The sequence below is a fragment of the Desulfosediminicola sp. genome (assembly GCF_048381775.1).
In the GTDB taxonomy this organism is placed as follows: domain Bacteria; phylum Desulfobacterota; class Desulfobulbia; order Desulfobulbales; family Desulfocapsaceae; genus Desulfopila; species Desulfopila ganghwensis.
In genome coordinates this window covers 252,245-275,685 of record NZ_JBLXGE010000006.1, presented here as the reverse complement: position 1 = coordinate 275,685, position 23,441 = coordinate 252,245, and the positions used below count along the sequence as shown (strand labels likewise).

At 47.0% G+C, this 23,441-nt stretch carries 37 protein-coding genes; all 37 read left to right on the top strand.

Going from position 1 to position 23,441, the window contains the following annotated elements:
* Positions 1-11 precede the first annotated feature (11 nt).
* Positions 12-833, top strand: a complete 822-nt coding sequence (gene rplB, locus ACN5NT_RS12345; RefSeq protein ID WP_136798080.1) for a 50S ribosomal protein L2 — start codon at positions 12-14, stop codon at positions 831-833.
* A 17-nt stretch (positions 834-850) separates the two neighbouring features.
* Complete coding sequence (gene rpsS / locus ACN5NT_RS12340) at positions 851-1,126, top strand: 30S ribosomal protein S19 (RefSeq protein ID WP_136798079.1); 276 nt, start codon at positions 851-853, stop codon at positions 1,124-1,126.
* A 47-nt stretch (positions 1,127-1,173) separates the two neighbouring features.
* The gene (gene rplV / locus ACN5NT_RS12335) at positions 1,174-1,509 is read left to right on the top strand and encodes a 50S ribosomal protein L22 (protein WP_136798078.1); all 336 of its coding nucleotides are present in this window, start codon (positions 1,174-1,176) and stop codon (positions 1,507-1,509) included.
* Positions 1,510-1,540: 31 nt separating this feature from the next.
* Complete coding sequence (rpsC, locus tag ACN5NT_RS12330) at positions 1,541-2,188, top strand: 30S ribosomal protein S3 (protein WP_419175618.1); 648 nt, start codon at positions 1,541-1,543, stop codon at positions 2,186-2,188.
* A gap of 51 nt (positions 2,189-2,239) precedes the next feature.
* Positions 2,240-2,656: a 50S ribosomal protein L16 gene (gene rplP / locus ACN5NT_RS12325; RefSeq protein WP_136798143.1), complete on the top strand. Its 417-nt coding sequence runs from the start codon at positions 2,240-2,242 to the stop codon at positions 2,654-2,656.
* Positions 2,653-2,841 (top strand): 50S ribosomal protein L29, encoded by a 189-nt coding sequence (gene rpmC / locus ACN5NT_RS12320; protein ID WP_136798076.1) that lies wholly within the window; start codon positions 2,653-2,655, stop codon positions 2,839-2,841. The genes rplP and rpmC overlap by 4 nt, the downstream gene beginning before the upstream one ends.
* A gap of 72 nt (positions 2,842-2,913) precedes the next feature.
* Positions 2,914-3,174, top strand: a complete 261-nt coding sequence (rpsQ, locus tag ACN5NT_RS12315) for a 30S ribosomal protein S17 (protein ID WP_136798075.1) — start codon at positions 2,914-2,916, stop codon at positions 3,172-3,174.
* Positions 3,175-3,233: 59 nt separating this feature from the next.
* Complete coding sequence (rplN, locus tag ACN5NT_RS12310; protein ID WP_136798074.1) at positions 3,234-3,602, top strand: 50S ribosomal protein L14; 369 nt, start codon at positions 3,234-3,236, stop codon at positions 3,600-3,602.
* Positions 3,603-3,658: 56 nt separating this feature from the next.
* Positions 3,659-3,991, top strand: coding sequence for a 50S ribosomal protein L24 (rplX, locus tag ACN5NT_RS12305; RefSeq protein WP_136798073.1), 333 nt, complete (start codon positions 3,659-3,661; stop codon positions 3,989-3,991).
* A gap of 35 nt (positions 3,992-4,026) precedes the next feature.
* Positions 4,027-4,566, top strand: a complete 540-nt coding sequence (rplE, locus tag ACN5NT_RS12300; protein ID WP_136798072.1) for a 50S ribosomal protein L5 — start codon at positions 4,027-4,029, stop codon at positions 4,564-4,566.
* A 51-nt stretch (positions 4,567-4,617) separates the two neighbouring features.
* Positions 4,618-4,803, top strand: a complete 186-nt coding sequence (locus ACN5NT_RS12295) for a type Z 30S ribosomal protein S14 (protein ID WP_136798071.1) — start codon at positions 4,618-4,620, stop codon at positions 4,801-4,803.
* Between the two features lie 61 nt (positions 4,804-4,864).
* Entirely contained in the window at positions 4,865-5,263 is a 399-nt protein-coding gene (rpsH, locus tag ACN5NT_RS12290; protein ID WP_136798070.1) for a 30S ribosomal protein S8, read from the top strand.
* Between the two features lie 22 nt (positions 5,264-5,285).
* Positions 5,286-5,825 (top strand): 50S ribosomal protein L6, encoded by a 540-nt coding sequence (gene rplF, locus ACN5NT_RS12285; protein WP_136798069.1) that lies wholly within the window; start codon positions 5,286-5,288, stop codon positions 5,823-5,825.
* Between the two features lie 50 nt (positions 5,826-5,875).
* Positions 5,876-6,241 (top strand): 50S ribosomal protein L18, encoded by a 366-nt coding sequence (rplR, locus tag ACN5NT_RS12280; protein ID WP_419175617.1) that lies wholly within the window; start codon positions 5,876-5,878, stop codon positions 6,239-6,241.
* A gap of 27 nt (positions 6,242-6,268) precedes the next feature.
* Entirely contained in the window at positions 6,269-6,781 is a 513-nt protein-coding gene (gene rpsE, locus ACN5NT_RS12275; protein WP_419175616.1) for a 30S ribosomal protein S5, read from the top strand.
* A gap of 76 nt (positions 6,782-6,857) precedes the next feature.
* Entirely contained in the window at positions 6,858-7,040 is a 183-nt protein-coding gene (gene rpmD / locus ACN5NT_RS12270) for a 50S ribosomal protein L30 (RefSeq protein ID WP_136798066.1), read from the top strand.
* 4 nt (positions 7,041-7,044) lie between these two features.
* A complete protein-coding gene (gene rplO / locus ACN5NT_RS12265) occupies positions 7,045-7,497 on the top strand; it encodes a 50S ribosomal protein L15 (protein ID WP_136798142.1) in 453 nt (150 codons plus the stop codon).
* Positions 7,498-7,556: 59 nt separating this feature from the next.
* Entirely contained in the window at positions 7,557-8,861 is a 1,305-nt protein-coding gene (secY, locus tag ACN5NT_RS12260) for a preprotein translocase subunit SecY (protein ID WP_136798065.1), read from the top strand.
* 3 nt (positions 8,862-8,864) lie between these two features.
* Positions 8,865-9,656, top strand: coding sequence for a type I methionyl aminopeptidase (gene map / locus ACN5NT_RS12255; RefSeq protein WP_228721397.1), 792 nt, complete (start codon positions 8,865-8,867; stop codon positions 9,654-9,656).
* 84 nt (positions 9,657-9,740) lie between these two features.
* Positions 9,741-9,977: a translation initiation factor IF-1 gene (gene infA, locus ACN5NT_RS12250; RefSeq protein ID WP_136798064.1), complete on the top strand. Its 237-nt coding sequence runs from the start codon at positions 9,741-9,743 to the stop codon at positions 9,975-9,977.
* A gap of 13 nt (positions 9,978-9,990) precedes the next feature.
* On the top strand, positions 9,991-10,104 hold the full coding sequence (rpmJ, locus tag ACN5NT_RS12245; RefSeq protein WP_136798063.1) for a 50S ribosomal protein L36: 114 nt from the start codon (positions 9,991-9,993) through the stop codon (positions 10,102-10,104).
* 46 nt (positions 10,105-10,150) lie between these two features.
* Entirely contained in the window at positions 10,151-10,519 is a 369-nt protein-coding gene (gene rpsM / locus ACN5NT_RS12240; RefSeq protein ID WP_136798062.1) for a 30S ribosomal protein S13, read from the top strand.
* Positions 10,520-10,548: 29 nt separating this feature from the next.
* Complete coding sequence (rpsK, locus tag ACN5NT_RS12235) at positions 10,549-10,947, top strand: 30S ribosomal protein S11 (RefSeq protein WP_136798061.1); 399 nt, start codon at positions 10,549-10,551, stop codon at positions 10,945-10,947.
* 48 nt (positions 10,948-10,995) lie between these two features.
* On the top strand, positions 10,996-11,625 hold the full coding sequence (gene rpsD, locus ACN5NT_RS12230; protein WP_136798060.1) for a 30S ribosomal protein S4: 630 nt from the start codon (positions 10,996-10,998) through the stop codon (positions 11,623-11,625).
* A gap of 173 nt (positions 11,626-11,798) precedes the next feature.
* Positions 11,799-12,836 (top strand): DNA-directed RNA polymerase subunit alpha, encoded by a 1,038-nt coding sequence (locus ACN5NT_RS12225; protein WP_136798059.1) that lies wholly within the window; start codon positions 11,799-11,801, stop codon positions 12,834-12,836.
* An 81-nt stretch (positions 12,837-12,917) separates the two neighbouring features.
* Positions 12,918-13,307, top strand: a complete 390-nt coding sequence (rplQ, locus tag ACN5NT_RS12220) for a 50S ribosomal protein L17 (RefSeq protein WP_136798058.1) — start codon at positions 12,918-12,920, stop codon at positions 13,305-13,307.
* A gap of 137 nt (positions 13,308-13,444) precedes the next feature.
* Positions 13,445-14,209, top strand: coding sequence for a YkgJ family cysteine cluster protein (locus ACN5NT_RS12215; RefSeq protein WP_419175615.1), 765 nt, complete (start codon positions 13,445-13,447; stop codon positions 14,207-14,209).
* Positions 14,210-14,424: 215 nt separating this feature from the next.
* Positions 14,425-15,201 carry a 30S ribosomal protein S2 gene (gene rpsB / locus ACN5NT_RS12210; protein WP_136798056.1) on the top strand — a complete coding sequence of 259 codons (777 nt, stop codon included), beginning with the start codon at positions 14,425-14,427 and terminating at the stop codon, positions 15,199-15,201.
* Between the two features lie 191 nt (positions 15,202-15,392).
* Positions 15,393-15,989, top strand: a complete 597-nt coding sequence (gene tsf / locus ACN5NT_RS12205) for a translation elongation factor Ts (RefSeq protein ID WP_136798055.1) — start codon at positions 15,393-15,395, stop codon at positions 15,987-15,989.
* Between the two features lie 100 nt (positions 15,990-16,089).
* Positions 16,090-16,806 carry a UMP kinase gene (gene pyrH, locus ACN5NT_RS12200; RefSeq protein ID WP_136798054.1) on the top strand — a complete coding sequence of 239 codons (717 nt, stop codon included), beginning with the start codon at positions 16,090-16,092 and terminating at the stop codon, positions 16,804-16,806.
* Between the two features lie 43 nt (positions 16,807-16,849).
* Positions 16,850-17,404 carry a ribosome recycling factor gene (frr, locus tag ACN5NT_RS12195; protein WP_419175614.1) on the top strand — a complete coding sequence of 185 codons (555 nt, stop codon included), beginning with the start codon at positions 16,850-16,852 and terminating at the stop codon, positions 17,402-17,404.
* Positions 17,405-17,543: 139 nt separating this feature from the next.
* Positions 17,544-18,290 (top strand): isoprenyl transferase, encoded by a 747-nt coding sequence (locus ACN5NT_RS12190; protein ID WP_136798140.1) that lies wholly within the window; start codon positions 17,544-17,546, stop codon positions 18,288-18,290.
* A 2-nt stretch (positions 18,291-18,292) separates the two neighbouring features.
* Positions 18,293-19,099: a phosphatidate cytidylyltransferase gene (locus ACN5NT_RS12185; RefSeq protein ID WP_419175613.1), complete on the top strand. Its 807-nt coding sequence runs from the start codon at positions 18,293-18,295 to the stop codon at positions 19,097-19,099.
* Positions 19,096-20,256: a 1-deoxy-D-xylulose-5-phosphate reductoisomerase gene (locus tag ACN5NT_RS12180; protein WP_419175612.1), complete on the top strand. Its 1,161-nt coding sequence runs from the start codon at positions 19,096-19,098 to the stop codon at positions 20,254-20,256. Before ACN5NT_RS12185 ends, ACN5NT_RS12180 begins: the two co-directional genes overlap by 4 nt.
* Positions 20,257-20,333: 77 nt before the next feature.
* Complete coding sequence (rseP, locus tag ACN5NT_RS12175; RefSeq protein ID WP_419175611.1) at positions 20,334-21,410, top strand: RIP metalloprotease RseP; 1,077 nt, start codon at positions 20,334-20,336, stop codon at positions 21,408-21,410.
* A complete protein-coding gene (gene tsaB / locus ACN5NT_RS12170) occupies positions 21,407-22,144 on the top strand; it encodes a tRNA (adenosine(37)-N6)-threonylcarbamoyltransferase complex dimerization subunit type 1 TsaB (RefSeq protein ID WP_419175610.1) in 738 nt (245 codons plus the stop codon). Before rseP ends, tsaB begins: the two co-directional genes overlap by 4 nt.
* A gap of 126 nt (positions 22,145-22,270) precedes the next feature.
* Positions 22,271-23,353 (top strand): flavodoxin-dependent (E)-4-hydroxy-3-methylbut-2-enyl-diphosphate synthase, encoded by a 1,083-nt coding sequence (gene ispG / locus ACN5NT_RS12165; RefSeq protein WP_136798049.1) that lies wholly within the window; start codon positions 22,271-22,273, stop codon positions 23,351-23,353.
* The last annotated feature ends 88 nt before the right edge of the window (positions 23,354-23,441 follow it).

The following is a 23,441-nucleotide window of genomic DNA, read 5'->3' as shown; positions in this document are numbered from 1 at the left end:
ATTGGGAAACCATGGCTATTAAGACATATAAACCAACATCAGCCGGTAAGCGACACCAGGTATCAATTAAGAATCCTGACCTGTCCAGCAAACGCCCGGAAAAAAGTCTGGTGACAAGCCTGTCAAAGACCGGCGGAAGAAACAATTACGGACGTATTACCTCACGCCACATTGGCGGTGGACACAAACGTAAATATCGTATAATTGATTTCAAGCGTGACAAAACTGAAATCGACGCTAAAGTGGTAGCGATTGAATATGATCCGAACAGATCTGCTAATATCGCACTGCTCAGCTACGTGGATGGTGAAAAGCGTTACATTTTATCTCCAAACGGAGTTGCTGTAGGCGATGTAATAGTTGCAGGGGATAACGTTGATATCCAGCCCGGCAACTGCCTGCCGATGAATAATATCCCGCTTGGTACTGTTATTCACAACCTTGAGATGAAGATCGGTAAAGGCGCACAGCTCGTGCGTTCAGCTGGTGCTTCAGCTCAGCTCATGGCTAAAGAAGGTGAATACGTACTGGTACGTCTGCCTTCCGGTGAGGTTCGAAAATTCCACAAGAATTGTCGCGCCTGTATCGGTTCCGTAGGCAACAGCGAGCACGGCAGCGCCAAGCTCGGTAAAGCCGGTCGTAACAGATGGAAGGGCAATAGACCACACGTTCGTGGTGTTGCCATGAACCCTGTTGATCATCCAATGGGTGGTGGTGAAGGTAAGAGTTCCGGTGGACGTCATCCTTGTACTCCTTGGGGTTATCCGACAAAAGGATACAAGACCCGGAAGAAGAAGGCTTCAGACAAGTATATTGTCAAGAAGAGATCATAATAATCAAGGAGTAACGTATGTCCCGTTCAATTAAGAAGGGTCCATTCATTGACGATCACCTGATGAGGAAAGTCCAGCAGACTTTAGAGTCTGGTTCTCGCAAAGTTATCAAAACCTGGTCTCGTCGCTCGGACATTAGTCCTGAGATGGTTGGACTGACCTTTGCAGTACACAATGGAAAAAAATTCATACCAGTTTTTGTCTCTGAGAACATGGTAGGTCACAAACTCGGTGAGTTTTCACCGACCAGAACCTATTATGGACACGCTTCAGACAAGAAAGGTAAAAAATAATATAGAAACATCACAGTTTCTGGTACGACTCATTGGGAGTACATACTATGGAAGCACGAGCCGTAGGGAAATATATTAGAATATCCCCACAGAAGGCACGATTGGTAGCAGATGTGGTTAGAGGCATGAACGTAGATCAAGCCATAACCACCCTTCGCTTCATGCCTAAGAAGGGAGCGGGTATTCTGCGTAAGGTAATCGAGTCTGCAGTAGCGAACGCAACTCAGGACGATCAGGCCGACGTTGATAATCTGTATGTTAAGACGATAATGATCGACGGTGGCCCATCACTGAAAAGGATTCGTCCGCGGGCAATGGGACGGGCAACCGGTATCATCAAGAGAACCAGTCATATCACTGTCATTCTTGATGAGAATGAATAAATTTTAGACTAAGCACTCTTTGGAGGTTGTTTTGGGCCAGAAGGTAAATCCACTAGGACTCAGACTGAACATTACCCGGACCTGGGACTCAATCTGGTACGCAGATAAAGAGTATTCGTCTTATCTGCTCGAAGACCAGAAAATTAAAAAGTTCCTGAAAAAACGTCTTAAGCATGCAGGTCTTGCTAAAGTCGTTATCGAGCGTACCGGCGAGAAAGTTCGCGCCAAGCTCTTTACCGCAAGACCGGGTATCGTAATTGGAAAGAAAGGCTCCGAGATTGAGATCCTGAAAAAAGATCTCGAAAAACTCGTAAGTCGCAAAGTGACTCTGGATATTCAGGAAGTTCGTCGTCCTGAAGCTGATGCTCAGCTTGTCGCAGAATCCATAGCTTCACAGCTTGAGCGACGTGTTGCTTTCAGACGCGCCATGAAAAAAGCTGTTAACTCCGCACTTCGTTTTGGCGTACAGGGAATCAAGATCTCTTGTTCCGGTCGTCTCGGTGGTGCTGAGATGTCCAGATGCGAATGGGTTCGTGAGGGCCGTGTACCTCTGCACACACTGCGTGCGGATGTTGACTACGCTCTTGCCGAAGCAAATACCACTTATGGTATTATCGGTGTAAAAGTCTGGATATTTAAAGGCGAAGTTCTGAGCGAAAAAGAAGCACCGGCTGCATAAGCCAGGATCAGCAATCAGAGCACACATCCAAATTTTTATCTGGAGTAAATGATGTTAAGTCCAAGAAAGGTTAAGCATAGAAAGGTCTTCAAAGGAAGAATGAGAGGTACCGCATACCGCGGATCTTCCATCTCTTTCGGTGAATTCGCCTTGAAAGCTTTAGGCTGTGGCAAAATGACCGCCCAGCAGATTGAAGCTGCACGTATTACCATCAACAGAACTATGAAGCGTGGTGGTAAAGTTTGGATCCGTGTATTCCCGGACAAGCCGATCACCAAGAAGCCAGCGGAAACTCGCATGGGTAAAGGTAAAGGTAGTCCAGAGTACTGGGTAGCACCAATTAAACCTGGCAAGATCCTCTACGAGGTTGCTGGTGTAGATGAGACACTTGCCGTGAAGGCACTTACGCTGGCCGGCAACAAATTGCCGTTCCCAACAAAAGTGATCACCAGGAGGACCACTTTATGAAAGCAGTAGACATTCGTAAAATGTCCGACGAAGAATTGATCAAGAAAGAGAAAGAATTGTGTGAAGAACTTGGAAATCTTTCATTTCAGCACAGAATCAGACCTCTTGAAGATACCTCGCGTTTGAAAAAAATTAGAAAAGATATTGCTAGGATACAGACCGTTCGTAATGAGGTAGCCGCTTAGTAAGGTGGCTCCTCAAAATAAATTTAAAAATGGTAACATCCTCGCACTACTACATCACGAATTGATTAAATTATGAGTGAAAATACAAAGTCCAGAAAGACAAGAACCGGTTCTGTTGTTAGCAACAGAATGGAGAAGAGTGTTGTCGTCCGGGTCGAGCGCAGGGTTCGTCACAAACTGTATGGCAAATATGTGAAAACCAGCGTCAAGTACCTGGCTGATGATCCTGAGAACTGTTGCAACATTGGTGACACTGTTCTTATCGAGGAATGTCGTCCACTGAGTAAGAAAAAACGGTGGCGTGTTAAAACCATACTGCAGCAGGCTGTATAAGCGTTTTCTCCCCAGGGGAAAACGCCTGAACTGCTACAGATAAGATATCAGGTGAAATTATGATTCAAACAGAAACAATACTCAATGTTGCCGATAACTCCGGTGCCAAGAAGGTAATGTGTATCAAAGTTCTTGGCGGCTCCAAAAGGCGCTATGCTGGAATTGGTGACGTTATCACGGTTGCTGTTAAGGAAGCTATTCCGCACGCCAAGGTTAAGAAGGGTGAGGTCATGAAGGCCGTTATCGTTCGTACCGCCAAAGAGATGGAACGCATGGACGGAACCTGGGTTAAATTCGACGAGAACGCAGCAGTCATTCTTTCAGGGTCCGGTGAGCCGGTCGGTACTCGTATTTTCGGCCCGGTTGCCCGTGAGCTGAGAAACCAGGGTTTTATGAAAATTATTTCATTGGCCCCGGAAGTACTTTAACCGATTGCAAATCGTTCTCGACATTGAGATACATTGACTGAATAAAGGTATTGAAAATGAGACAGGGTAGAACATACCTGAAAAAAGATGATCAGGTTGAAGTGATCGCCGGTAAAGATAAGGGCCGCGTTGGTAAAGTCCTACGTGTGCTGCCGGCTGAGAATAAGGCGGTTGTTGAACGCATTAACATGATCAAGCGCCACACCAAACCGACTGAGATGGGCCAGCAGGGCCAGATCGTCGAGAAAGAGGCCCCGATCCATGTTTCGAATCTCCAGCTTATCTGTCCCGAGTGCACCAAGACTGGTCGTATCGGTAAGAAAGAACTGGATGATGGCACCAAGGTTCGTTACTGCAAAAGCTGCGGCGAGTCCATCGAGTCCAAATAATATAACGATAAGGCTTACACGCTAGGAGTATATACATGGGTGCGCTGAAAGAATTATATATAAATGAGGCCATTCCGGCTCTCAAAGAGGAATTTGGCTATAAAAATGCCATGCAGGTTCCCAAGATTGAGAAGATCATTCTCAATATGGGATTGGGTGAAGCTGTACAGAACCCGAAAATCGTTGAGGGTGCGGCTGATGAGTTGACCAAAATTGCTGGTCAGCGTGCAGTTGTAACCAAGGCTAAGAAGTCCATTGCGACATTCAAGCTTCGTGAGGGAATGCCGATTGGTTGTAGGGTTACCCTTCGTGGTGAGAAGATGTTAGATTTCTTCTCCAAGCTGGTCAACATCGCCTTGCCACGTGTACGTGACTTCCGTGGACTTTCTCCAAAGACGTTCGATGGTAGAGGAAACTTCTCCATGGGTGTTAAGGAGCAGATCATCTTCCCAGAGATTGATTACGATAAGATCGACAAGATCAAAGGCTTGAACATCACAATCGTAACCTCTGCAAATACTGACGAAGAAGCTTGTTTCCTTCTGAAGAAGATGGGAATGCCCTTCAAAAAATAGAATCGGTATTTTTGTACTGAGGATAACTAAAGAGAAAATCTGGAGGTCGTTTTGGCTAAGAAATCCATAATTGCTAAGGCACAAAGTAAACCAAAGTTTGGTGTGCGGAAGTACAACAGATGTCCAATCTGCGGACGTCCTAGAGCTTTCATCAGAAAGTTCGGTATCTGCAGAATTTGTTTCCGTAAGCTGGCGTCCAGTGGTGAAATCACTGGTGTTACCAAATCGAGTTGGTAAACCAGCAAAACCAACTTTGTTTGATTAGTAGATTACTTAAACAGAATAAGGAGTGTTCGCTATGTCAATGAGCGATCCCCTGGCAGATATGCTGACCAGGATCCGAAACGCAGTAATGGTAAAATTTGATACCGTTGACATGCCTAAATCGAACGTAAAGGTGAATATCGCCAAGGTTCTGAAAGATGAAGGCTTTATCAACGACTATCAAGTTTCCGACAAAGGAGTTCAAGGAACGCTTACTCTTACCTTGAAATATGGCCCGGATGGTGAAGCTGTGATCAGGGGCATTAAACGTGTAAGTAAGCCTGGTCTCCGAAAGTATGCCAAAGCAAGCGCAATTCCCACAGTCCTTTCCGGACTTGGTGTGGCAATTGTTTCTACTTCGAAAGGCATCATCACTGATAAACAAGCAAGGGCCCTGAACACTGGCGGGGAGATCATTTGCGAGATTTGGTAATTTCGCAAATAAGGAGGTAATTATGTCTCGTATTGGTAAGCAACCAATTCCTGTGCCCGCTGGAGTGAAAGTTGACATCATGGGTCAGCAAATCACAGTTACCGGGAATAAAGGAAGTCTGGAACTTGAAGCGCGTCCTGAAGTTGAAATTAAGCTCGAGGACAATCAAATTATTGTAAATGGTCGTGACGAAAGCAGAAAAACAAATGCGTTCCGCGGTCTGTTCCGTAGCCTCGTAAACAACATGATCATTGGTGTTGTCGAAGGTTTCAAAAAAACTTTGATTATCGAAGGTGTTGGTTACAAGGCAAATGTTGCCGGTTCCAATCTCACCTTGAATGTAGGATTCTCCAACCCAGTTGACTTTACACTTCCCAAAGAAGTGCAGGCAACCGTTGAAGGCGCCAACAAGATTACACTTGAATCTATTGATAAAAATCTCCTCGGCCTTACCGCCGCCAAGATTCGTCAGATCAGAAAACCTGAGCCATACAAGGGCAAAGGTATTCGCTACGAAGATGAACATATCGTACGTAAAGTCGGTAAAGCTGGTGCTAAATAATTTCTCGTAACGTTTTACGTTGCAGGTAAAATTTATAACGGAATAGAACTATGGCTAAGACGAATCCCAGGACAGTCGCGAGAGCGAAGCGTGTCCGTAGAATTCGAAAAAAGATCACAGGTACAAGCGAGCGGCCACGTCTTAGAGTATTTAAAAGCAACAAGCACATTTACGCTCAGATTATTGATGACGTAGCAGGTCGTACTCTTGCAGCAATGTCCACCATCGATAAAGAATTCGCTGTTGGTGATGATGCCAGTAAAACTGGAGCTGCAAAAGCTGTTGGAATGAAAATCGCTGAGCGGGCAAAGGCAGCCGGCATTGAAGATGTTATCTTCGATCGCGGTGGTTACATCTACCACGGGCGGGTTAAGTCGCTTTCAGAAGGGGCCCGTGAAGGCGGTCTGAAATTTTAATGTCATACAAAATAATGGGGGTGTCCCTTGTCTGATTTCAAACGTTCCAAAGCTGAGAATACTGAGGAACTGATCGAAAAGATAGTATTTATCAACAGGGTTGCTAAGGTCGTTAAAGGCGGTAGACGCTTCTCTTTCAGTGCCATTGTAGTTGTAGGAGATGGTAAAGGAAAAGTCGGCTACGGTCTTGGCAAAGCAAACCAGGTTCCTGAGGCGATCCGTAAAGGTGTAGAGAAAGCCCGTCGCGATATGCAGCTAGTTCCTCTGACCGATGTTTCCATTCCACATGAGATTATCGGCCAGTACGGTGCGGGCAGTGTTCTGCTCAAGCCGGCATCTGCAGGTACCGGACTTATTGCCGGTGGTCCTGTTCGTGCGGTACTTGAGGCTGCAGGTGTTTCAAACATCCTGACTAAGTGCCTTGGTTCTCACAATCCGCACAACATGGTTAAAGCAACTCTCGATGGACTCCGCAGCTTGCGTAGTGCTCAGAAGATTGCTGAACTGCGCGGTAAAACTGTGGAAGAAATCACAGCGTAATTTTTAAGCTTAAGGTGCACAGATTCTATTTTATGCGCCTGGAGCTTTTTCAAATTTCCAAATAGAAGGTAGTCAAATGGCCGAGACAATTACATTCACTCTGGTCAAAAGTGGAATCGGCAGCACCCAAAAGGTGCGCGCTACTTTGACCGGGCTTGGGCTTACCAAAATGAATAAGACTATTACCAGAAAAGATACACCTGAGCTGCGAGGAATGCTCGCCAAGGTGCATCACCTGGTAAAGATCGAGGAGGTATAACATGTTGGATTTAAGCAATCTGTCTCCTCAGAAAGGTGCAACCAAACAGAGGAAGCGCCTTGGAAGAGGCCCAGGATCCGGACACGGCAAGACAGCTGGTCGTGGTCACAAAGGATTCAAGTCCAGATCAGGTTCCGGTATCAAACCAGGTTTCGAAGGTGGTCAGATGCCTCTGCAGCGTCGTCTGCCGAAGCGTGGTTTTACCAACATCTTCAAAAAAGAATACGCACTTGTTTCTCTGGACCAGCTGGAAGCTTTCGAGGGTGCTGATGTAATCACCAGTGCTGCTCTCGCTGAGGCTGGAATGGTTAAACCAGGCAAACTCGTTAAGATTCTCGCCAATGGTGCTATAACCAAGCCGGTTAAAGTCCAGGTCGAGAAGATCAGTGGTAAAGCTAAGGAGCTTATTGAAGCTGCTGGCGGCGAGGTAATTCAGGCAGAAGCCGTATCTAAATAAGATACGGCTTTGGCCGGTGATGCGTTTCTTCAAGTTTGGATCGATCATAGGGATTTACAATGAGTGGATTGCAGAATGCTGCTAACATTCCAGAGTTGCGTAAGAGAATATTCTTCGTAATTATCATGCTGGCTGTTTACCGGATGGGTGTACAGATCCCAACACCCGGGATTAACAGCGAAGCACTGGCAAGTTTCTTTAATCAGAACGCCGGAACTTTATTTGGAATGTTCAATATGTTCTCCGGCGGAGCGCTTGAGAATTTCTCCATCTTTGCACTTGGCATTATGCCTTATATTAGTGCATCGATTATCATCCAGCTTCTGACCGTGGTTATTCCGCAGCTAGAGCAACTCAAGAAAGAGGGTCAGGCTGGGCAGAGGAAAATCACGCAATATACGCGTTACGGCACAGTAGTACTCTCAATTATCCAGGGTACTTTTATCGCCATGGGACTTGAGGGAATGACAGGTCCTGGAGGAGAGCCCATTGTTCTCAATCCGGGTCTTCCTTTCCTCCTCATGACCATTATAACTCTTACCTCAGGTACAGCGTTTATAATGTGGCTTGGCGAGCAAATTACTGAAAGAGGTATTGGTAACGGTATCTCCCTGGTAATTTTCGCTGGTATTGTGGCCGGTATTCCTTCAGCAATCGTCAACTCTTTTCAGTTGGTGAAGGCCGGAGAAATAGGAATGTTCTTCGTTCCGTTGCTGCTTGCATTCATGTTTTGTGTTGTCGGACTCATCGTTTTTTGCGAGACTTCACAGAGAAGAATCCCGATCCAATACGCGAAGCGTGTTGTCGGACGCAGGGTGTACGGTGGACAAAGTTCACATCTTCCTTTGAAGATTAATGTATCTGGTGTTATTCCACCGATTTTTGCATCTTCAATCATGATGTTTCCTGCCACCATAGGAAGCTTTATACAGGTTGATTGGGTTCAACAGGCCTCTGCAGCCTTGAATCCAGGTACCGTTTACTACTACATTATTTATACATTCATGATTGTGTTCTTCTGTTTCTTTTATACAGCAGTCACTTTCAAGCCGGATGATGTAGCAGAGAACCTCAAAAAGAATGGCGGCTTTATCCCGGGTATTCGCCCAGGCAAGAAAACAGCCGAGTTTATTGACAAGGTTCTAACAAGGCTTACCGTGGTGGGAGCAATATATCTCAGTGCCGTATGTGTACTGCCTACGATTATGATCTCCAAATTTAACATTCCGTTCTACTTTGGGGGAACAGCTCTGCTTATCGTAGTTGGTGTCTGTATTGATACCATTTCGCAGGTTGAATCTCATCTGCACATGCGAAACTACGAAGGTTTCATGAAGCAGGGTAAAATTCGGGGTAGGAAGTAATACGTGAGTTGCGCTGATCCGAGTTGCGGAAAATCAATCGTGGTTAAGAGCCCCGATGAAATAAAAATTATGCAGGAAGCAAATCAGATTGTCGCTGAGACTCTCTGCATGCTTTTAAAAACAGCTGAACCGGGAATGACCACCCTGGAGCTTGATCAGATGGCTGAGGCTCTCTGTCACAAGAGAAATGCAGTCCCGGCTTTCAAGGGCTACCGTGGTTTTCCCGGAAGTTTGTGTGTTTCTGTAAACGAAGAGGTTGTTCACGGCATTCCGTCCAGAAAACGCAAGCTCAGAAAGGGCGACATTCTTTCTGTCGATTTCGGAGTAAAGTTTAAAGGGTACTATGGTGATTCCGCAGTTACCATCCCTATTGGAAAAATAGATTCTGCAAAGCAGCGGCTTTTGGATGTGACGAAGGAGTCTCTCGACAGAGCTATAGAACAGGTTGTTCCTGGAAATCGCATTAGCGATATTTCAAAAGCTGTTCAAGGTTATGTTGAAAAAGAGGGCTTTTCCATAGTTCGTCAGTTTGTTGGGCATGGAATTGGCACTGCATTACATGAAGGGCCGGAAATACCTAACTTTTTCCAAGGCGAGCGCTCACCTAAACTCATCTCTGGTATGGTACTTGCCATCGAGCCGATGGTGAACCTTGGGACTTACAAAGTAAAGGTGTTGCGTGACGGTTGGACAGTAATTACAGCTGACAAGAAGCCTTCAGCACATTTTGAGCACTCAGTTGCTGTGACCGACAATGGTCCTTTAATATTGAGTTCTCGTGAAAATTTCGTTTGAAGAACAAATAATACTTCTCATTTTTCCCGAGATGTATTATATTCCTCGCTTTTGAGTTGAAATCTACTTTTTTCAGGAGCCTCCATGGCAAAAGAAGAAGCTATTGAAGTTGAAGGTACTATTATCGAGCCACTGCCGAACGCTATGTTCCGCGTGGAGCTCGATAACGGACATAAAGTTCTAGCCCATATATCAGGAAAAATGCGAATGCATTTTATCAAAATTTTGCCTGGTGATAGAGTAACAGTAGAACTCTCCCCATACGACTTGACAAGGGGCAGAGTTACATTTAGGGCAAAAAACGCCAAAAAGAGAAAATGAGAGTTTGATTATTATGAAAGTGCGTGCATCGGTAAAAAAAATATGCAGTGACTGTAAAGTGTTTAAGCGTAACGGTGTTGTGCGTGTCTCCTGTAAGGTGAAAAAGCATAAGCAGCGCCAGGGATAATCAAACTTTTTACGCTAAATATTCACTTCCTCTAAGGAGATAGGTTTTGGCACGATTAGCTGGAGTTGACCTCCCAAAAAACAAGCATTTAGACATAGCATTAACTTATATTCACGGTATCGGGCTCACCTCGGCCAGGAAGATTCTCGATGCTGTAGATCTTCCATACACCATGAACAGCGATGACGTTAACGCTGAGGATGTCAATAGACTTCGTCAGGTTATTGAAGCTGATTATGTAGTAGAGGGTGATCGCAGGCGCGAGGTGTCCATGGACATCAAACGTCTTACGGATCTTGGCTGTTACCGTGGTCGTCGTCACCGTATGGGTCTTCCATTGCGTGGGCAGAGAACTAAGACCAACGCGCGAACCCGTAAGGGCCCGCGTCGTGGAGCAGCGGCACGCCGTAAATAAACGATCGATTAAACGAACAGGTAAAAGATATGGCTGGAGCGAAGCGTGCTGAGGCACGATCCAAAAAGAGAGTTAAAAAGAATGTGCCTGAAGGCATTGTTTTTATCTACTCCACGTTCAATAACACTGTTGTAACTATCTCTGATAAGCAGGGTAACGTGGTTTCCTGGTGTAGCGCTGGTGTTCTCGGGTTCAAAGGATCCCGTAAGTCCACTCCTTTTGCTGCCCAGAACGCATTAGCAGATGCTGCCAAGAAGGCGGCGGATTTTGGTATGCGCAAAGTAGAAGTGAAAGTTAAAGGACCAGGACCTGGTCGTGAAGCTGCACTGCGGGCACTTGTCAATACCGGCTTTGAGGTAAGCAGAATTTATGATGTAACACCGATTCCTCATAACGGCTGCAAACCTCCGAAACGCCGCCGTGTATAACCACGTTGAGCGATATACGAAAATTTATTATATAAATGGAGGCCTAAGTTGGCTAGAAATATAGGTGCTGCATGTCGTCGTTGCAGACGAGAAAATCTTAAACTGTATCTCAAGGGTGACAGATGTTACTCTGATAAGTGTTCTTTTGAGCGCCGTGCGTTCGGACCTGGTCAGCATGGACAGGCTCGTTTCAAAAAGCTCTCTGACTACGCAGTTCAGCTTCGCGAGAAGCAGAAAGTAAAAGCTATGTACGGAATGCTCGAAGGTCAGTTTCGCCTGACTTTTGAGAAAGCTGAGAGACAGAAAGGTGTAACTGGTGAGAACCTGCTTATCCTGCTCGAAAGACGTCTTGATAATGTAATTTTCCGCGCCGGATTTGCTTCTTCCCGTAATCAGGCTCGTCAGCTCGTACTTCACAAGCACATTCTGGTTAACGGCCGTAAAGTGACCATTCCATCGTTCCTCGTTTCTGAGAGTGATGTAATTACTCTCAAAGAAAAGAGCCGTGCGAATGGACAGATCACTGAAAATCTTGAAGCTGTTGTACGTCGCGGTGTGCCATCCTGGATGGAGCTGGATAAAGATAACTTCAAGGCTACTGTGAAAGCTCTGCCGAACCGTGAAGAGCTCACAATGCCGATTCAGGAGCAGCTCATCGTCGAGCTTTACTCCAAGTAATAGAAGTGCCGTGTCTAACAGATTACTCCTTCAGCACGAGGGAGTTATCTGTTTATTATTGTCAGCGTTCAGGGAGGCATTGCCGTGGAGATTCAGGCTGTTTAGCCTGTGGAAATTATTTGACTTCACGGTAGTTTAATAAAACAGCTAACAGAAACGCAAAGAAGGAACATATGACGCAAGCTGCCGAAGAAAAAATACCGTTTTACCGTAACTGGCGCGAGCTGATCAAACCCGAGAAAATTGAGGTAGACAGGGCTAAGCATACCGAGTCTTATGGTAAGTTTGTTTGTCAACCGCTTGAGCGGGGATTCGCGTCCACGATCGGAAATTCATTGCGCAGAATACTTCTGTCATCCATCCAGGGCGCTGCGATCACTACTGTTAAAATTGAAGGCGCTCTGCACGAATTCACCACCCTGAAAGACGTGATGGAGGATGTAAGTGAAATCATCCTTAACGTCAAGCAGGTACGTTTGAAATTGAATTCAGAAGATGCGCAGGTCGTGGTTATTGATAAAACCGGCCCCGGGCAGGTTACCGCTGCAGACATCGCTGGAAATGCGTTCGTAGAGGTAATGAATCCGGAGCAGGTAATCTGTACCCTGACAGGAGAAACAAATTTCCGAGCCGAATTCACTGTTGAATGGGGTAAAGGATATCAACCTGCAGAAAGACAGAACAAAGACGATCTGAGCATTGGGCAGATTCCGATTGACGCAATCTTCACCCCGATCAAAAAGATCCAGTATTTTATCGCACAGGCTCGTGTTGGTCAGCAGACAGATTACGATAAGCTGACCATCGAAATTGAGACAGATGGAAGTGTGAGACCTGAAAATGGTCTGGCATATGCTGCCAAAATCTTGAAGGATCAGATGTCTATCTTCATCAACTTCGATGAAGAGCAAGCTGAACCTGCCAAGGATGAGGGAGATGTATCTGACAGCGAACCGCTGAATCCATACCTCGATAAACCGGTTGAGGATCTTGAACTCTCAGTACGCTCTGCTAACTGTCTGAAGAATGCGGAAATTCACTACATTGGTGATCTTGCGCAGAAGACTGATCAGGAAATGCTGAAGACCAAGAACTTTGGACGTAAGTCCCTTAATGAGATCAAGGCCCTGCTCGCAGAGATGGATCTTACTCTCGGTATGAAGTTCGAGAATTGGGTTCGCCCTTGCGATCGCGAAAAAGAAGAAGATTAGGGGTAGGGCTGGCGCCTTTACTGAAATTTTAGAATATGAGTCAAACCCGGCGGCACGTCCGGGTGTGTTGAGGATAGGCACATGAGACATCTTAAATCTGGCAGAAAACTTGGCCGCACAAGCTCACATCGTGAGGCTATGTTCAGAAACATGGTTACCTCACTTTTTGAGCATGAGCGTATTGTTACCACCAAAGAGAAGGCGAAAGAGCTTCGTCCTATCGCCGAGAAGATGATCACCCTCGCTAAGCGCGGTGATCTCCATGCTCGTCGTCAGGCTTTGTCTTACATCCGAAGTGAGGATGTAGTTCATAAGCTTTTCAGCGATATCAAAGATCAGTTTGCTGATCGTAACGGTGGTTACACCCGTATCCTTCAGACCGGTACCCGTCGCGGTGATTGCGCTTCCATGGCTATCATTGAACTGGTTGGTTATGAAGAGAAGATCGAAGAAGTCTCTGACGAGAATTAATTCTTCTATCTCAGATGTTGTTTGATAAAAAGGCTGGTAGGAGCAATTGCTCTCACCAGCCTTTTTTTGTTTAAATCGAAATAGTGTGTTTTCTGGTTCTTAAACGGAACTTTAATTAACGATTCGTATAGTCAGCAATGAGTTATCAAAAAGTTTTCCCTGAAGGTATGGAACCGCTCGGTACAACTCCGTTCAATTTCAGTTGTCACCCAGGCGTACCCTGTTTTACCACCTGTTGTAAAAAAGTAGATCTTGTGTTGTACCCTTATGACATCATATGCCTTAAGAATAGACTGCAAATTGATTCCGAGGAATTTTTACAAAGATATACTGCGCTGGTAAAAGGATCCAATCCGTTTTTCCCTACCGTAATGCTGGCATTGACCGAGGAAGGCAGAGGAGAGTGTCCTTTTTTAACTGACGATGGTTGCGCAGTATATGAGGACAGGCCTACGGATTGCAGAACCTACCCGTTGGAAAGGGCGGTTGACCGCAATCCTGAAAAAGGTGGTGTTGCAGAGTATTACTTTCTCGCAAAGCATGATTATTGTGCAGGACATGAAGAGCAGCAATTACTCACAGCAAGGGAATACATCCGAAGCCAGAAATTAGACCGACATAATACTATGAACGGACTGTGGGCTGAGATCGATACCCTCTTTATGCAAAATCCATGGAAGGGAGAGGGCGCCGGTGGTCCAGGGCAACAGCTGGCTTTTTTGATTTGTTATAATATTGATGGTTTCAGGAGAATGGCTGAGGAACGAAATCTGTTCGATCAGTTTAAACTTCCCAAGTCCAGAAGGCGAAGTATTAATAGTAGCGATGAGGAGCTGCTTAAATTCGGTTTTGATTGGCTGAAGATGCTTTTTGGTGGCAAATCCTCACTGATCCGTAGATAATCAACAAAACTGTGGCCTGATGGCAGTTACTGCGCTTGCAAAATATATAATGGCGTGGTAGATAATGATGTTGTTCTTTTTTTAAGGTGCTTCATAGTGGGGCATCATTCACACATAACACACATCTTCGAACTCACTGGTGTCACATCTCCCGATTTATTGAAAACCGAGGTGTGATTAGAGAAGATGGAGGCCAAACCAGAAAAGGGGTAATTATGGCTCAAGCAACTGTTAAAGACATGCTGCAGGCAGGACTTCACTTTGGTCATCAGACCAGACGCTGGAATCCTAAGATGAAACAATACATTTACGGTCCCCGTAACGGTATTTACATCATCAATCTTGATCGCACCAAGAAGCTTTTTGATAAAGCTTGTGATTTCATTTCCCAGGAAGTGAAGGAAGGCGGTACTGTTCTTTTCGTAGGAACCAAGCGTCAGGCTCAGATGATCATCAACGAAGAAGCAAAGCGTTGTGGCATGTACTATGTTGATCATCGCTGGCTGGGTGGAATGCTTACCAACTTCCAGACCATCAAGAAATCGATTGAGCGTCTCAAGGCCATCGAGTCCATGCAGGCTGATGGTTCTATCAACAGGTTCCCTAAGAAAGAGATTCTGCTGATGGAAAAAGAGCGTATTAAGCTTGAGAGAAACGTTGGCGGTATTAAGGATATGCGTAATATTCCTACCGTTATGTTTGTTGTAGATCCTAAGAAAGAAGCGATCGCAGTAAGTGAAGCGCAGAAACTTGGTATCCCTGTAGTAGCAATCACCGATACCAACTGTGACCCTGATGGTATCGACTTCGTGATTCCTGGTAACGATGACGCGATCAGATCCATTCGCCTGATCAGTCAGCAGGTTGCTGAGTCCATCCTCGCAGGTCAGGCTGAGCGAGATGGTGATGATGCTTCGGAAGAAGCAATCGCTGCTGCTATGGCTGACGCCGGTGCAGAGATGGCTGACGAAGCTGCCGGAACCGAAGAGTAAAATAGACGTATCCCTGCGAGCCTCCGCTCGCAGGTGTCTGCAAAAAGGGGTTGGTCTATGGACTACCCCTTTTATTGTGTTCACTCTTGTCACTTAAATAGTGCATGTCAGATTATTGTCCATGCAATGAAGAACATGTATCTACTTGTAATAAATTGCGCCGAAGAGCGTTACGTGGAAGGAGACTAGCCATGAAAATTACCAGTCAGATGGTAAAAGACCTGAGAGATAAAACTCAAGCAGGTATGATGGATTGTAAAAAGGCCTTGTCTGAGACAGAGGGCGACATGGAAAAAGCTGTCGACCTGCTTCGCCAGAAAGGACTTGCCGTTGCAGCCAAGCGCGCTGGCAAAGCTACCAGTGAAGGCACCATCGGTACTTACATTCATGCAGGTGGTAAACTCGGTGTTATGGTTGAGCTTGGTTGTGAGACCGACTTCGTAGCCAAGACCGATGGCTTTATAGATTTTGCAAAAGACATTGCAATGCATATTGCTGCTGCCAATCCGGTTGGTATCACCCGTGAGGACATTCCAGCGGATGTTATTGCACGTGAGAAAGAGATCTACGTACAGCAGGCTCTTGACTCCGGTAAGCCAGAGGCAATCGTAGAGAAGATAGTTTCCGGTAAACTCGACAAGTTCGTAGCCGAGATTTGTCTACTTGAGCAGAAATTCGTCAAAGATCCGGACCTCACCATTCAGGACAAACTGAATGAGGTGGTTGCGACCATGGGCGAAAATATTTCGATTAAGAAATTCGCCCGATTCCAGGTAGGTGCCGAGTAAGGTTCCCCTGTTAACCGGCCGGCCGTCACAAGACAGCCGGCCGGATTTGTTTTGAGCACCTGTCAGTATAACGAAAACAACAAACAGAGAGGAATGCGGGATGCAGTCAATTAAGTATAAGCGAATCCTTCTGAAATTGAGCGGCGAAGCCTTGATGGGCGACGATTCTTACGGAATTAACACGGATGTGTTGGAATTTGTCGCAGAAGAAGTAAAAGAAATCGTAAGGCTGGGTATAGAGCCGGGTATCGTTATCGGAGCAGGGAATATTTTTCGTGGTGTTGCAGGCGCAAGCAGGGGCATGGACCGTGCGACGGCCGATAACATGGGCATGCTTGCCACTGTTATGAACAGCCTGGCGATGCAGGATGCCCTTGAGAGAAAGGGTGTTATCACCAGAGTTATGTCCGCAATTCCGATGCAGTCGGTTTGTGAGCCATATATTAGAAGACGTGCTACCCGTCATCTTGAGAAAGGAAGGGTTGTAATCTTTGCCGCCGGTACCGGTAATCCATACTTTACAACCGACTCTGCAGGTGTGTTGCGTGCACTTGAGATTGATGCCGATCTGGTGATTAAAGCCACCAAGGTAGATGGCGTATATGATAAGGATCCTGTTGTTTATCCTGATGCTGTCAAGTATGATGAATTGACATACGATACGGTTCTGCAAAAAGGACTTCGGGTTATGGATGCGGCTGGCATTGCTCTGGCCAAAGAAGACAATAAACCGATCATGGTACTTGATATGAGTGTTTCAGGTAATATCCGCCAGGCTGTAAGCGGAAAAACCGTTGGTACCCTGATAACGTCCTGATAAGACCATTGAAAATAATTCATCAGAGAGCAGAGGTAAAAGCATGAGTGATGTGATAATGGATATGGCTGAGAAAATGGAGAAGAGCGTTGAGACGTTCAAAAACGAACTGTCGAAAATTCGTACAGGCCGCGCTTCAATTTCTCTCCTGGATGGAATTATGGTTGATGCCTATGGCAGCGCAATGCCAGTTAACCAAGTTGGAACACTGACGATCCCTGAGAGTCGGATGATTGCCATTCAACCCTGGGATGTCCAAATGGTTCCTGCCATTGAAAAGGCCATTTTAAAGTCAGATATTGGCCTTACTCCTATAAGCGACGGCAAAGTTATACGCTTGAATATTCCTCAGTTGACCGAGGAGCGTCGTAAAGGTCTGGTAAAGCAGGTCAAGAAAATTGCTGAGGAGTTCCGTGTGGCCGTTCGCAACTCTCGCCGAGATGCCATCGACATCCTCAAAAAGCAGAAGAAGGATAAGGAAATCTCTGAAGATGATTTGTTCAAGCTGCAGGATGATGCTCAGAGTGAGACCGACAGCTATATTAAGCAGATTGACGAGATAAGCGCTGCCAAAGAGAAAGAGGTTCTGGAAGTATAACCATTATTTCTCATGAGGATTAGGTACGCACTCTCCAATGATTGCGGAGATCTCTAGTGAACCACCCCCATGAGAAATCCTGGTAGACTCTCTTTTTCGGTTTCGTTCTACCTACAAATCATGTTTTTCAGGGAGAACCATGGTCATTGACCCGGCGATAGACACCAAACGTCTGCCGCGCCATATTGCACTTATTATGGATGGCAACGGCAGGTGGGCGCAGCAACAGGGTAAGCCCAGACTGTTTGGTCATAAAGCAGGTGTGGATTCAGTGCGGGCGATTGTTGAGACGTCCCGTGAAATCGGCATTGAAGCAATTACTTTATACGCATTTTCCACAGAGAATTGGAACAGGCCTGAGCAGGAAGTAAACGGCCTGATGACTATTCTGAAAACATATCTTTCAGCTGAACTTTCCAGGTTATTGAAAAACGGGATACAGCTGCGCTGCATCGGTGACCTCGATCGTCTGCCGGAAGGTGCCGCAAAAGCACTGAGCAAGGTGATTGAGGCTACCAGGCAAAATGATAAGCTGGTGCTGAATCTGGCACTCAGCTATGGCGGCAGGGATGAACTCGCCCGGGCAGCACGGATACTTGCAGAGCGCTGTGTAAAAGGTGATCTCGAACCAGCTGCGATCACTCCTGAGCTAATCAATGATAACCTCTACACCACCGGACTACCAGACCCCGATCTCATGATCAGAACCGGTGGTGAGGCGCGCCTTTCCAATTTTCTGCCTTGGCAGCTTACCTATTCAGAGATATTTTTTACGGATATCATGTGGCCTGATTTTCGCCGGGAGCAGTTTCTGCAGGCGATCAGCGATTTTCAGATGAGAGAGCGCCGTTACGGCAAAACCAGTGCCCAAGTTTCAGCCGAGTGATTATGAGTCGTACTTTTCCCGGAATTTTATTGGCAATTGCCTGGGTTGTTCTACTACTTGCCGGAACGCCTCTCTATTTTCAACTGGTGATGCTGATAGTCACCGCTATCGGCATTAATGAGTATCTGGATATGGCGTTGGAAAGTCCACCGTCTATCTCCACCAGGGTACTCTCAATCGCCACGTTATTGCTGCCCTATCTGGGTGGCTGGTACTTTGCCGATACTGCTGGAATTCAGTTCGGGCTGTTTGCCGCCACGTTCTTTATCTTTCTTTACACCATAGGTTGCTATTCCAGGCTGAATGAGCCGTATCGGTTCCTGAGCAGGCTTATCCTCGGCGTGGTCTATGTCGGCGTATTGGTATCCTATCTGCCGCTGATCCGTAATCTGCCAGAAGGTGGTGAATGGCTGGTGGTGCTGACAGCGATTACCGCCGGTTCAGATTCAGGAGCGTATTACTCAGGCCGACAATTCGGAAAGCATAAGCTTTCCCCTGCAATCAGCCCTAAAAAGACTATAGAGGGTGCTGTTGGCGGCCTTGTCTGTGCAATTCTGGCAGGCATTGTCCTCGCTGTGCTCTTGTTTGATAAAGTTAATCTGCCGTTTATTCTGTTTGCTGCAATAATCCTTACAGGCGTCGGAATTCTAGGGGATCTCGCAGAGTCAATCATTAAGAGGGGTACCGGCACCAAGGATTCAGGCAGACTACTGGCTGGTCATGGTGGTATACTCGATAGAATCGATTCAATCCTGCTTGCTGCGCCTGTCTTGTATTACCTGTTGTACTTTTTTATGGGGATTCAATGAAACGTATTGCACTTCTGGGTTCTACCGGTTCAATCGGTGTAAATGTTCTTGAGGTTGTCCGGCAGTTTCCCGAAGATTATTCTATTGTAGGACTTGCGGCAGGCCGAAACCTGGACCGACTCAAGGCCCAGGTGCTTGAGTTCGACCCTGAGGTGATTTCCGTAATCGACGAGAAGCATGCTGAGAAAATACATGCGATGTTGCCGACAAAGTATCGTACGCGGGTCGTGTGCGGCACCGAAGGCAACTGCCTGGTTGCGTCCCACGGCGATGCCGATATCACCGTCTCTGCCATAGTTGGGGCCGCTGGGCTGCTGCCCACCCTTGCTGCTATCCGTGCCGGAAAACCCGTCGGATTAGCCAACAAGGAAACTCTGGTCATGGCCGGCAGGATTGTGATGGCTGAGGCCAGAAAACATAATGTACCGCTCCTACCGGTGGACTCTGAGCACAGCGCTATTTTTCAGGCGCTGGAAGCCGGGCACCGTAAGGATGTCGCAAAAATTATCCTCACCGCTTCCGGCGGCCCATTCAGGGGCAAGAGCCGTGAAGAGTTACAGAGGGTAACCCGGGAGCAGGCACTGAATCACCCAAACTGGGACATGGGGCAGAAAATAACTATTGATTCTGCCACACTCATGAATAAAGGTCTTGAGGTGATCGAAGCAAGATGGCTTTTTGATATCGGTGCAGATGATATAGAGGTTGTGGTTCATCCACAATCGGTTGTGCATTCACTGGTAGAGTATCAGGATGGCTCTGTGATGGCCCATCTCGGTATCCCTGATATGCGTATTCCGATAGCTTACGCCCTGTCGTACCCCAGGCGGTTGCCATTGAAGCTTAAACCTCTGCAGCTGTCCCAGTGTTCAAATCTTGAGTTCCATGATCCGGATTACGATTCTTTTCCGGCACTTGGCATGGCTTTTGAGGCATTGCGGACGGGGGGGGTTGCCCCTGCTGTGCTCAATGCAGCCAATGAGGTCGCAGTTGCAGCATTCTTAGCTGAGCGAATTGGTTTTACTCAGATACCCGAAACTGTAGCTTTTACTCTGAATGAAGTTCATCAGGGGAGCGATGAATCCCTGGAAGATATCCTGGCAGCAGATGCAGCCGCCAGAGTTTCAGCAGAACAAAAAATTTCAGCCCTCGCCTGACCAGTCTGCACTGCAGCTTCGGGAGTGCGGTCTACATCATTTGAACCGGAACAGTTTACTCCAACCATTGTGAAGTTATGACAACTGCCTTTTCCTTTATACTCGTCCTTGGCCTGCTCATTTTTGTTCATGAACTGGGCCACTTTCTGTTCGCCAAGCTCTTCGGGGTCAGGGTGCTGAAGTTCTCCCTTGGCTTTGGGCCGAAACTCTTCGGCAAGACCGTGGGCGACACCGAATATGTCGTCTCGGCCATCCCCCTTGGCGGTTTTGTAAAAATGTACGGAGAAAATCCCGATGAACAGGATGTACCCAAAGAAGAACGGGAGATATCGTTTGCCCACAAGAGCGTCGGTCAGCGTTTCGGTATAATATTTGCCGGACCAGCGTTCAACTTCGTTTTCCCCGTAGTGATGTTTTTCCTGCTCTTTCTCTTCTCAGGTACACCTGAGCGGATTGATACTACCAAAATCGGTAATGTCGCACCGGATTCACCGGCAGCTATGGCTGGAATGGTTGAAAACGATGTTATCATTTCAATCAATGGCGAACCGACAGACAGTTGGGACGATATACTCCATGGTGTACAGGGGAGTCGCGGTGAGCCAATTGATGTGATTGTGCTGCGTGAAGACGCCCAGAAGAAGCTCGAAATTCAGCCTAAATATGAAAGTGTTGAAAACATGTTCGGCGAAGAGCTGGAGCCTCGCTTCATCATAGGTATTATGCCCTATGCCGAGTTTAATTATGTTCATAAAGGGCCGATCGGGGCTTTCACCGATGCCTGCAAACAAACCTGGGGCTATGTTGACCTTACTGTAACCAGTATCGTTAAGATCTTTCAACAGGTTGTGCCTGCCTCGGAGCTGGGGGGGCCGATCCTGATTGCCCAGATAGCTGGCCAGCAGATGGAAGCCGGCTGGGTTAACCTTCTCTACTTCATGGGGTTGTTGAGTGTCAATCTCGGTATCCTCAACCTGTTGCCTATTCCAGTGCTTGATGGCGGGCACCTGATGTTTCTCACCATTGAAGCGATCCGCAGAAAGCCACTTGGAGAGCGGGCGCAGATCATTGCCCAGCAAATCGGATTGGCCCTGCTTGGTACCTTGATGATCTTCGTCTTTTATAACGACATCGTGCGGATTCTGACCCAATGAAACAGGTAGTGGAAAGCGATGGCTGTATCCTCGCAGTTGATACCGCCACTTCATGTTCGACTGTGGCGCTCACTTTGGGCACAAGGGCAAATGGCAGGGTTCTCGGAAGTGTGAGCCTGTCGAGTAATGTTACCCATTCAAGGAGATTACTTGGTGCCATTGACCGGTTGCTGAGTGAGTCCGGTTGCAGCAAAAATGATATCAGTGGTTATGCTGTTGGTCTGGGGCCGGGCAGTTTTACAGGCCTGCGTATCGGCATGGCCACTGTAAAGGGTTTGGCCGCCGTAGCGGATAAACCGCTTTACGGTGTTTCCACCCTCGATATTCTTGCTGCGAATTGCCATGACCCGCGCCAGATTTGCGCAGTACTCGATGCGAGGAAAAAAGAAGTCTACGCTCGCTTTTACCGAATGAAGGATAATACAATGCCAGAGGCTGTGACGGAGATTGCGGCCTATTCACCTGAAGCGCTCGTAGAAGTAATAAACGAACCGACCCTGATGGTCGGTGACGGTCTGGCAGTGTACAGGGATTTTTGGCTGGAGAAACTGGGCGAAACTATCAGCATCGCACCGTCCCAACTCTGGTCACCATCCGCTTCAAGCCTGGGGCTGATCGCTGGCGAATTGGCAGAACAGGGGCAAGTGCTTGAAATCGGTTCCGCCATTCCCATGTATGTCCGTGCCTCCGATGCTGAATTGAATCTGCAGATGAAAAAAAAGGGCACTAAATAGTCATTTACCTGCAGGAGATTAGAGTTAGTCCGGATCGGGATTTTTAGATTTTGTGGTAACCGTCCGGTTGTATGTTCATAGTCGAAGTACTCAGGCAATCCAATTTTTAACCGCAGTGTTTTTTCCATGATTATCCGACGTCAGACACGAACCATCCAACTCGGCGATCTGCAGATTGGCGGCAGTAGCCCGATTTCCGTACAGTCCATGACCAATACGGACACCCGTGATACCAAAGCGACCATCGAGCAGATTAAAAGGCTCGAGCAGGCAGGGTGCGAGATTATCCGCTGTGCGGTACTCGATCAGGAGGCGGCAGAGGCGCTCCGTACCATCAGAGATGGTATCCAGATTCCACTGATTGCCGACATTCATTTCGATCACCGGCTGGCCATCAGTGCCATGGAAAACGGTGCCCAGGGTATACGCATCAATCCCGGCAACCTCGGTGGTGAGGAGAAGCTCGCCGCGGTGGTGGCCGCCGCCAGGATGCATAAGGTACCGATAAGAGTTGGCGTAAACAGCGGGTCCATAGAAAAAGACCTCTTGGAAAAGCACGGTTATCCCACCCCTGAGAATCCATCATCTCTGATTGAGAGCGCTATGAGAAATGTGCGTCTGGTGGAAAAACACGGCTATGAGGAGATGAAGATTTCCATCAAGTCCTCTGACGTGATGACCACTGTCAGCGGTTATCAGCAGCTCTCAAAGCTCACCGATTATCCTCTGCATCTTGGGGTTACCGAAGCTGGTGGCCTGATCGCAGGTACAGTGAAATCAAGTGTGGCGCTCGGCATTCTTCTCAGTCAGGGGATTGGCGATACGTTCAGAATTTCACTTACCAGAGATCCGGAAGAAGAGATCAGGGTAGGTTTTGAGCTGCTTCGTTCGCTCAAGATCCGGGAGCGCGGCCCTGAGCTGATTTCCTGCCCAACCTGTGGAAGAACCCAGATCAATCTTTTTGAATTGGCTGAAGAAGTGGAACGTTATGTTCAGACCATGGAAACTCAAATTAAAGTTGCGGTCATGGGTTGTGTGGTCAATGGGCCAGGTGAGGCCAAAGAGGCTGATATTGGTGTAACCGGCGGTAACGGAGTCGGTATCATCTTTAAAAAAGGTGCGATATTCAAAAAGGTTTCAGAAGATGTTCTGTTGGAAACATTTCTCGCCGAATTGAAAAAAATGGAAGAGGAAGGGCGAAAATCCTGAAAATCTGCTAAATTCTCTTCGTATTACAAATTCCCAACCCGCGACAGCGGGGGATGCCGCTCCAGCCGGGGCGGTTCAACTAAGATAA

Bases quoted from the DNA above. Each gene is read 5' to 3' on its own strand.
- rplV (WP_136798078.1), top strand. From the start codon at position 1,174: ATGGAAGCACGAGCCGTAGGGAAATATATTAGAATATCCCCACAGAAG.
- ACN5NT_RS12180 (WP_419175612.1), top strand. From the start codon at position 19,096: ATGAAACGTATTGCACTTCTGGGTTCTACCGGTTCAATCGGTGTAAAT.
- ispG (WP_136798049.1), top strand. From the start codon at position 22,271: ATGATTATCCGACGTCAGACACGAACCATCCAACTCGGCGATCTGCAG.
- rplE (WP_136798072.1), top strand. From the start codon at position 4,027: ATGGGTGCGCTGAAAGAATTATATATAAATGAGGCCATTCCGGCTCTC.
- tsf (WP_136798055.1), top strand. From the start codon at position 15,393: ATGAAAATTACCAGTCAGATGGTAAAAGACCTGAGAGATAAAACTCAA.
- frr (WP_419175614.1), top strand. From the start codon at position 16,850: ATGAGTGATGTGATAATGGATATGGCTGAGAAAATGGAGAAGAGCGTT.
- ACN5NT_RS12185 (WP_419175613.1), top strand. From the start codon at position 18,293: ATGAGTCGTACTTTTCCCGGAATTTTATTGGCAATTGCCTGGGTTGTT.
- rpsQ (WP_136798075.1), top strand. From the start codon at position 2,914: ATGAGTGAAAATACAAAGTCCAGAAAGACAAGAACCGGTTCTGTTGTT.
- ACN5NT_RS12225 (WP_136798059.1), top strand. From the start codon at position 11,799: ATGACGCAAGCTGCCGAAGAAAAAATACCGTTTTACCGTAACTGGCGC.
- infA (WP_136798064.1), top strand. From the start codon at position 9,741: ATGGCAAAAGAAGAAGCTATTGAAGTTGAAGGTACTATTATCGAGCCA.
- rpsB (WP_136798056.1), top strand. From the start codon at position 14,425: ATGGCTCAAGCAACTGTTAAAGACATGCTGCAGGCAGGACTTCACTTT.
- ACN5NT_RS12215 (WP_419175615.1), top strand. From the start codon at position 13,445: ATGAGTTATCAAAAAGTTTTCCCTGAAGGTATGGAACCGCTCGGTACA.
- pyrH (WP_136798054.1), top strand. From the start codon at position 16,090: ATGCAGTCAATTAAGTATAAGCGAATCCTTCTGAAATTGAGCGGCGAA.
- rplN (WP_136798074.1), top strand. From the start codon at position 3,234: ATGATTCAAACAGAAACAATACTCAATGTTGCCGATAACTCCGGTGCC.
- rpmJ (WP_136798063.1), top strand. From the start codon at position 9,991: ATGAAAGTGCGTGCATCGGTAAAAAAAATATGCAGTGACTGTAAAGTG.
- rseP (WP_419175611.1), top strand. From the start codon at position 20,334: ATGACAACTGCCTTTTCCTTTATACTCGTCCTTGGCCTGCTCATTTTT.
- rplR (WP_419175617.1), top strand. From the start codon at position 5,876: ATGGCTAAGACGAATCCCAGGACAGTCGCGAGAGCGAAGCGTGTCCGT.
- rpsK (WP_136798061.1), top strand. From the start codon at position 10,549: ATGGCTGGAGCGAAGCGTGCTGAGGCACGATCCAAAAAGAGAGTTAAA.
- rplX (WP_136798073.1), top strand. From the start codon at position 3,659: ATGAGACAGGGTAGAACATACCTGAAAAAAGATGATCAGGTTGAAGTG.
- rplF (WP_136798069.1), top strand. From the start codon at position 5,286: ATGTCTCGTATTGGTAAGCAACCAATTCCTGTGCCCGCTGGAGTGAAA.
- secY (WP_136798065.1), top strand. From the start codon at position 7,557: ATGAGTGGATTGCAGAATGCTGCTAACATTCCAGAGTTGCGTAAGAGA.
- rplP (WP_136798143.1), top strand. From the start codon at position 2,240: ATGTTAAGTCCAAGAAAGGTTAAGCATAGAAAGGTCTTCAAAGGAAGA.
- rplQ (WP_136798058.1), top strand. From the start codon at position 12,918: ATGAGACATCTTAAATCTGGCAGAAAACTTGGCCGCACAAGCTCACAT.
- rpsH (WP_136798070.1), top strand. From the start codon at position 4,865: ATGTCAATGAGCGATCCCCTGGCAGATATGCTGACCAGGATCCGAAAC.
- rpmC (WP_136798076.1), top strand. From the start codon at position 2,653: ATGAAAGCAGTAGACATTCGTAAAATGTCCGACGAAGAATTGATCAAG.
- tsaB (WP_419175610.1), top strand. From the start codon at position 21,407: ATGAAACAGGTAGTGGAAAGCGATGGCTGTATCCTCGCAGTTGATACC.
- rplB (WP_136798080.1), top strand. From the start codon at position 12: ATGGCTATTAAGACATATAAACCAACATCAGCCGGTAAGCGACACCAG.
- ACN5NT_RS12190 (WP_136798140.1), top strand. From the start codon at position 17,544: ATGGTCATTGACCCGGCGATAGACACCAAACGTCTGCCGCGCCATATT.
- rpsS (WP_136798079.1), top strand. From the start codon at position 851: ATGTCCCGTTCAATTAAGAAGGGTCCATTCATTGACGATCACCTGATG.
- rpmD (WP_136798066.1), top strand. From the start codon at position 6,858: ATGGCCGAGACAATTACATTCACTCTGGTCAAAAGTGGAATCGGCAGC.